The organism is Phytobacter sp. V91 (assembly GCF_965644225.1).
Lineage (GTDB): Bacteria > Pseudomonadota > Gammaproteobacteria > Enterobacterales > Enterobacteriaceae > CBFFRJ01.
Genome location: NZ_CBFFRJ010000192.1, coordinates 1 through 6,500 on the forward strand (window position 1 = coordinate 1; position 6,500 = coordinate 6,500).

Annotated in this window: 8 protein-coding genes and 1 pseudogene; 6 read left to right on the top strand and 3 right to left on the bottom strand. The window is 50.1% G+C overall.

Translation table 11 applies throughout. The features are described from left to right. Nucleotides 1–129: 129 nt before the first annotated feature. Nucleotides 130–978: a hypothetical protein gene (locus ACSZO4_RS24015; protein ID WP_437891589.1), complete on the bottom strand. Its 849-nt coding sequence runs from the start codon at nt 976–978 to the stop codon at nt 130–132. 195 nt (nt 979–1,173) lie between these two features. Further along, complete coding sequence (locus tag ACSZO4_RS24020) at nt 1,174–2,547, bottom strand: MFS transporter (protein WP_437891590.1); 1,374 nt, start codon at nt 2,545–2,547, stop codon at nt 1,174–1,176. Between the two features lie 176 nt (nt 2,548–2,723). Between ACSZO4_RS24020 and kdgR the strand changes: the two genes are divergently transcribed. Beyond that, nucleotides 2,724–3,515, top strand: coding sequence for a DNA-binding transcriptional regulator KdgR (gene kdgR / locus ACSZO4_RS24025; protein ID WP_437891592.1), 792 nt, complete (start codon nt 2,724–2,726; stop codon nt 3,513–3,515). A gap of 36 nt (nt 3,516–3,551) precedes the next feature. Here the strand turns inward: kdgR and ACSZO4_RS24030 are convergent, their stop codons facing one another. Next, nucleotides 3,552–3,791 carry a YobH family protein gene (locus tag ACSZO4_RS24030; RefSeq protein WP_437891593.1) on the bottom strand — a complete coding sequence of 80 codons (240 nt, stop codon included), beginning with the start codon at nt 3,789–3,791 and terminating at the stop codon, nt 3,552–3,554. A 157-nt stretch (nt 3,792–3,948) separates the two neighbouring features. Between ACSZO4_RS24030 and mgrB the strand changes: the two genes are divergently transcribed. The 5 genes and pseudogenes from mgrB to cspE all read left to right on the top strand — a co-directional run bounded on the left by mgrB (nt 3,949) and on the right by cspE (nt 6,359). After that, nucleotides 3,949–4,092, top strand: a complete 144-nt coding sequence (mgrB, locus tag ACSZO4_RS24035; protein ID WP_437891594.1) for a PhoP/PhoQ regulator MgrB — start codon at nt 3,949–3,951, stop codon at nt 4,090–4,092. Nucleotides 4,093–4,167: 75 nt separating this feature from the next. Continuing rightward, on the top strand, nt 4,168–4,452 hold the full coding sequence (locus tag ACSZO4_RS24040; RefSeq protein ID WP_437891595.1) for a YebO family protein: 285 nt from the start codon (nt 4,168–4,170) through the stop codon (nt 4,450–4,452). Between the two features lie 27 nt (nt 4,453–4,479). Beyond that, the gene (locus ACSZO4_RS24045; protein WP_437891596.1) at nt 4,480–5,493 is read left to right on the top strand and encodes an MBL fold metallo-hydrolase; all 1,014 of its coding nucleotides are present in this window, start codon (nt 4,480–4,482) and stop codon (nt 5,491–5,493) included. A gap of 499 nt (nt 5,494–5,992) precedes the next feature. Beyond that, nucleotides 5,993–6,137 (top strand): annotated as a pseudogene (locus tag ACSZO4_RS24050) (DUF2627 domain-containing protein). Between the two features lie 12 nt (nt 6,138–6,149). Beyond that, complete coding sequence (gene cspE, locus ACSZO4_RS24055; RefSeq protein WP_001062678.1) at nt 6,150–6,359, top strand: transcription antiterminator/RNA stability regulator CspE; 210 nt, start codon at nt 6,150–6,152, stop codon at nt 6,357–6,359. Nucleotides 6,360–6,500 lie beyond the last annotated feature (141 nt).

Consider the following 6,500-nt stretch of genomic DNA (forward strand, 5'->3'; position numbering starts at 1 on the left):
TCAGTCCGTTAATTGCACTGACTTAATTAGATCAAAGTCCCGGCCTCACGGCCAGGACTTTGTCAGCAGTCTGAAGCGCGTCACTGACGCGCTTTTTTTATTCTAAATCAAGGCGTAAGCTGACCATGATTATTCCCGATAATGAAACGAGAAATCGGCAATATACCGATCGCCAGCCTCAGCAATGGCCCGCGACAATGCCTGATAGTAGCGTTCCACGCCCCAGGATTCGATTTGCTGAATTTGCTCACGCACTGGCGCGCAAAACAACGCCGCATTCCCGGCCGCCACGCGCTTATTGTTCGGCGGTAATTCATTAGTGATTGATTTAAACCAGGTACGCACCGCGCCTTTTAGCGTCACCGGCACGCGCGAAACATCTTCACAGTCAGTAAGGATCTGCAGGGTCGGGAATCTGTTTTCCGCTACTGCCGTTTTGAGGCGCAGGAAGAACTGCTGAAAAATTTCGACGGAAGCAATATCGTGAATTTTCGGCTTGGTGGTGATTCGATTTTTATTGCCGGATTTGCTGGCAAATGTCGTGCCCGGAGTCGACGCGGATTTGTTCAGCCCCAGATCAAATAGCAGGTCGCAGTGTTCCCTCCGCTCCTTGAGCGGCCAGCTCATCAACACTTCAATAAACGCCGGCGTACTGACTTCGGCCAGCTGGTGGTTAATTAACCACTGGGAGCGCGAAAACTCACCCGGAGAAATAAACCAGTCAGGCGTTTCGGTAAAGCAACGTGAAGTGCCGTTACTGTCGAATTCAATAAACTCACGCCCTTCGTTAAAAGCAAAATAGCAATTTTTAAAGCTGGTGATGGTGGTATTGACGATCAGCGCATCCCTGACAAATTTAACAACATCGGCACTGATGACAAAGGCCGTACGCGTTTCGGATCTGATAACATTCATTAACGCTTGTACGTCCGGCACACCAGGCTTTAACGCGGGGAATTCCAGAAATAGATGGGACATGTTGGTCGGTTCCTGTGATGCTTTGCATCTGAGAATATCACAGCGCCTCATACCAGACTATTAACGCAAAGTGCGGGAATAGTCTGGTGTCATCTGTTTTGCTATGACTGCCAGGTGACTTTTGTCAGGTGACATGGTGAGTGACTGGCGTGCTAACTACAATAAAAGTGATGCATAAATACGGCCTGATTGCAGTCATGAAACAGTTCGCGGTTGGGTCATGCGTAATCCACTGATTAACGCGGCCACCGCCGCCATAGAGCCTGCAAGCAGTAACGATGTGTGTGTCCCATTTTCATTGAACAGGTTAAACATCAGGGCGACCAGTGCGGCCCCGGTGCTCTGGCCCAGCAGTCGGGCTGTACCCAGCATCCCGCTGGCTCCGCCGCTGCGTTTACGGGGCGCGGCGGTAATAATCGTGTGGTTATTGGGCGACTGGAAAAGACCGAATCCGGCGCCGCACAGCGCCATGCGCCAGATAATCTCTGCATCGGAGGGTAATGCCGGCAGCGTTGCCAGCGCGAAAAGTCCTGTTGCCATCAATGCCAGCCCGACCGCGCCTAACAGTCCGGCATGGATCCTTTCGATAAGGTAGCCCGCAAGCGGCGCCATCACCATGGTTGCCAGCGGCCAGGGCGTCAGCAGCAGCCCGGTTTTCACCTCACTGAGCCCGACAACCGTTTGTAAGAAGAAGGGCAAGGAGACCAGGGCCAGCATCTGTGCGCAGAAGGAGCAAATGGAAGTGCAAATCGACAGCGAAAATAATGGGATACGCAGCAGGTCAACGGGCAGCAGTGGAACAGGCAGGCGTAGCTGCCTGCGCACGAAAAGCGTTCCAATTAGCAGCATGGCCGCTATTTCACCGAGAATAAGCGATGTTGATTGCCCTTGAGCAAAACCGCTCAGTGCGGTTATCAGCAGACCGAAAGTCAGGGCATTCATCACCGCGCTGGGGAGATCAAATTTGGGCATTGCACTGCGCTGACCATTGGCCGGGAGGAAACGGATAGCCAGCAGCAAGGCAATAATACCGAGCGGCACGTTGATCAGAAACAGCCACTGCCAGGAGGCCACCGAGAGAATGGCGGCCGCGATAGTTGGGCCTGCGGCTGAAGAAACCGCCACCACGAAAGAGTTGATCCCCATTCCGCGTCCTAACTGGCGCTGAGGATAAATCAGGCGGATCAGCGCCGTATTCACGCTCATCAAAGCCGCGCCGCCGAATCCCTGGGCCACGCGTGCAAGTGTCAACGTCAGCAATGAATCTGAAAGCGCGCAGGTGAGCGATGTCAGGGTAAATATCACCAGGCCGTACTGATAAACCCGCCGATAGCCGAACATGTCGCCGAGGAAAGAAAACGTCAGCAGGGAAATAACGATGGCGATTTGATAAGCATTAATAATCCAGATGGAACTGGCGGGCGATGCATTAAGGTCGCGGGCAATGGTTGGCAGCGCAACATTCGCAATTGCTCCGTCAAGCACGGCCATGGCTATTCCGATTACAATGGTTAAAATTGCGCCATAGCGCTGCGGCAAAGCTAAGCCGTCAGAGGTGGAGTTTTGCATAGAAAGAGTGGGTTCTGGCTGAAGCGTCATTTGTATAATGATTCTAGCATCGTGATTTTTGTTTTATATCGCAGATTTGTAACGAAGATGGCAAACACGCATTGCGACAGGCTGGCGAGAAATTTATAATAAAAAACTATTCTAATTTTTATAAAACAGCGGCGATGAGGTGATTAATGGCAATCGCAGATTTGGATAAACAGCCAGATTCTGTTTCTTCTGTATTGAAAGTTTTTGGCATTCTCCAGGCGCTTGGCGAAGAGCGTGAAATCGGCATCACCGAACTGTCACAGCGTGTCATGATGTCAAAAAGTACTGTCTATCGCTTTTTGCAGACCATGAAATCCCTGGGCTATGTTGCTCAGGAAGGCGAATCTGAAAAATATTCATTGACGCTGAAGCTCTTTGAATTGGGCGCACGGGCGCTGCAAAACGTTGATTTGATCCGCAGTGCAGACATTCAGATGCGTGAGCTGTCACGGTTGACCAAAGAGACTATCCACCTTGGTGCGCTGGATGAAGACAGCATTGTGTACATCCACAAAATCGACTCCATGTACAACTTGCGCATGTACTCACGAATCGGTCGCCGTAACCCGCTTTACAGTACCGCGATTGGTAAAGTGCTGCTGGCATGGCGTGAACGTGATGACGTTCTGCAAATCCTCGAAGGTGTGGAGTACAAACGCAGTACCGATCGTACAATAACCAGCACGGATGAGTTGCTGACCATGCTCGATGTTGTGCGTAAGCAGGGTTATGGCGAAGACAATGAAGAACAGGAAGAAGGCCTGCGCTGCATCGGCGTACCCGTCTTTGACCGTTTTGGCGTGGTGATCGCGGGCTTAAGTATCTCCTTCCCGACGCTGCGTTTCTCTGAAGAGCGTCTGCATGAGTATGTAGAAATGCTGCATCAGGCCGCGCGCAAAATCTCCGAACAGATGGGCTTCAACGAGTATCCGTTCTGAGACAAAAACGCCGCCTGCAGGCGGCGTTTCTTTCCTCTAGCCGTTATCAATAACCGTGTCGCTTTTACGCAGGACAGGGCACTGTGTCAGGCCAAACAGTCCGCTGCTGGAGTGAACGTATTGGGCCGTGCTCACTCCGCGCGCCGTCAGGTATTTACACTGCAGCCCCAGGCCGGCGACATTTTCCGTGCTGCCTATGAGTACACCGTACCCGCTTAACAAAATACCCACCCAGACCAGAGCGACCAGGATGATTGTCCGAATAAGTGTGCGCATAATCTGTTCCTTGCATTTTTATCGTGGTAACAGGCTATCTTAATAGTGAACTGTCGCAAGATGAGCATTCCTAAAAACAGATAATGCAGATACAGTTAGGCGCGGTTTAAGGTCGACATGCTAACGTAACTCATTTAGTACTGCGTCGGAGAGTGGAGTGAAAAAATTTAGATGGCTGCTGTTGATTGCCGTGCTGGCAATTTGCCTGCTGCTCTGGACTCAAATGCTAAATGAAATGTGTGATGAGGGTGTGCAATTTTTCAGCGGTATCTGCGTGATTAACAAGTTCATCCCCTGGTAACAGCTTTTTTCCCGTGAACCGATTTCCTTCCTTACTCCCGGTGGTAGAATATTGCCTTTCAGTAGAGGTGGTAAGATGAACGAAGTCATAAATTCTGGCGCGCTTAGTTTTGCGTCATTGATTGTTTCGGTGGTGGTGTTGCTGGTTGGGCTGGTGCTGTGGTTCTTCATTAACCGCGCAAGCTCGCGGACGAATGAGCAGATTGAACTGCTTGAGGCTTTGCTGGATCAACAAAAACGTCAGACAGCATTGCTGCGTCGTTTGTGTGAAGCCAATGAACCTGAAAAAGAGGCGCCGGTTGAGCAGGCTTCGGTAAAAGGCAAAGACGACGAATTTATTCGCCTGGTGGCCGAACGCTGATTCAGACCCTGTTGGCGGGAGTGGTGCATGACGCGAAAAAATCCCTGGTTCAATGCTTCACTTCCCCATCACTCTTCCAAGGGTTTTATCAATCCAGGTCCTGGTGGTCACAAGCCTGGAGATGTCAAACGCTGGCGACGGGAGCGTAAGGCTGCCGGACTCCCACATCCCCCTGCTGGGGGGTACGAAAATTTTATCACTCACTGGTGGCAGCCTGCTGAACTGGACCCGGACGGAACTGAAGATAAGCTCTGGTGGCTGGGGCACTCTTCAATTCTGCTGCGCCTGCAAAATCAATATATTCTTACCGATCCCGTCTTTTCCCGGCGCGCTTCACCGCTGACATTTGCCGGACCACAGCGGCGAACGCCTCTGGCATTGTCCGTCGATGAGCTTTCGCAGCTGGATGCTATCGTCATTTCCCACAATCATTACGATCACCTCGATAAGCGAACCCTTCGTCAATTGATTGCCCGTTTTCCGGATGTCACCGTGTTTGTCCCCCTCGGGCTTGGCGCATGGGTCAGACGTCGCGGTGCCCGACGTGTCAGAGAACTTGACTGGTGGCAGAGTGCGGTGTTTCAGGGACTGACGTTGACGGCGGTTCCGGCACAACACTGGAGCATGCGAACTTTTTGGGATCGCAATGCATCATTATGGTGCGGCTGGGTTATCGAAAGCCGCGACTGCCGGTTCTGGTTCCCGGGTGATACAGGCTATAGCGACGATCTGCTCAATATTCCCCGGCGGCTTGGGCCGATTACTGTCGCAGCATTGCCCGTGGGGGCCTATGCTCCCCGATGGTTTATGGCAGCAAATCATATGGACCCACAGCAGGCTGTCAGCCTGTGGCAACAGCTGGGGCAACCCCTTGCTTTCCCCATTCACTGGGGAGTGTTTGAACTGGCTGATGAGTCGCTGGATGAGCCCGTGCGTGAATTGCAGGCAGCATTAAATAAAACGGTGACCGGGATCTCAAATTTCACCGTCCTCAAAATTGGTCAATATTTAACATTGCCAGACAAAATGAAACCGTATTGATACTATTTTATTATTTCTAATAATTAAAAGAGTTTTAATTTTTTCGAAACGTTTTTATTGCCTTTTAATGAGGCGCTGTCATCAGATTTTCATTATTTTGGTGCATACGCGCCGTTATTTGCACAACAAGTATTCGATAGTCAACCCGTGCATTTGCTAAGTCACTGCAATTCTAACGCGAAGAGTTAACTGATGATGGAAAAAGGCTATAGCAATGCTTAAGTAACAAGAGTGATATACGCTATATCGTAATAAATTTAGATGCTTACGTAGACTATCATCGCAAGCTCGGCTATGGTGAATATGTCGGTTTTCGAGGCCGCACCCGGTTGGTTTCCGGTTGTTCATTATTGGTTGATCACCTGGTATGAATGTACAAATTGTGTGTTGATAACCTTATGAATTGTGCGACGGATCCAGACATGTTTAAAAATGGCTTGCCATATTTAACGTTGTGTGTGATAACACGTTTTGGGTCAAACGAGGTACAGATCTGTTTATGTGTGGCATTTTCAGTATAGAAGTCCTGAGTAAAAACGTTTTCGTTGAATACCGCTTCTCTGCCGAACCTTATATTAGTGCCTCAAGCAGTAATGTCTCAGTTTTATCTAAGTTAATGCCTGCGGGCGAAGTATATACATTAAGGAATATTGCAAATGGCAAAGATTAAAGGTCAAGTTAAGTGGTTCAACGAGTCTAAAGGCTTCGGTTTCATTACTCCTGCTGACGGCAGCAAAGACGTGTTCGTACACTTCTCTGCAATCCAGGGTAACGGCTTCAAAACTCTGGCTGAAGGCCAAAACGTTGAGTTTGAAATTCAGGACGGCCAGAAAGGCCCGGCTGCTGTAAACGTAACCGCTATCTGATTTCAAAACCACTGATCCTGAAGCGCCTTTGGCGTATCAATGTCAGCGGAAAGCCTCGCACTTGTGCGTAATGCCGATCAGTTAAGGATCGGTTGACCGATCCTTAATCTGCGGCACTATAACGGCTTCCACAACAGGGAG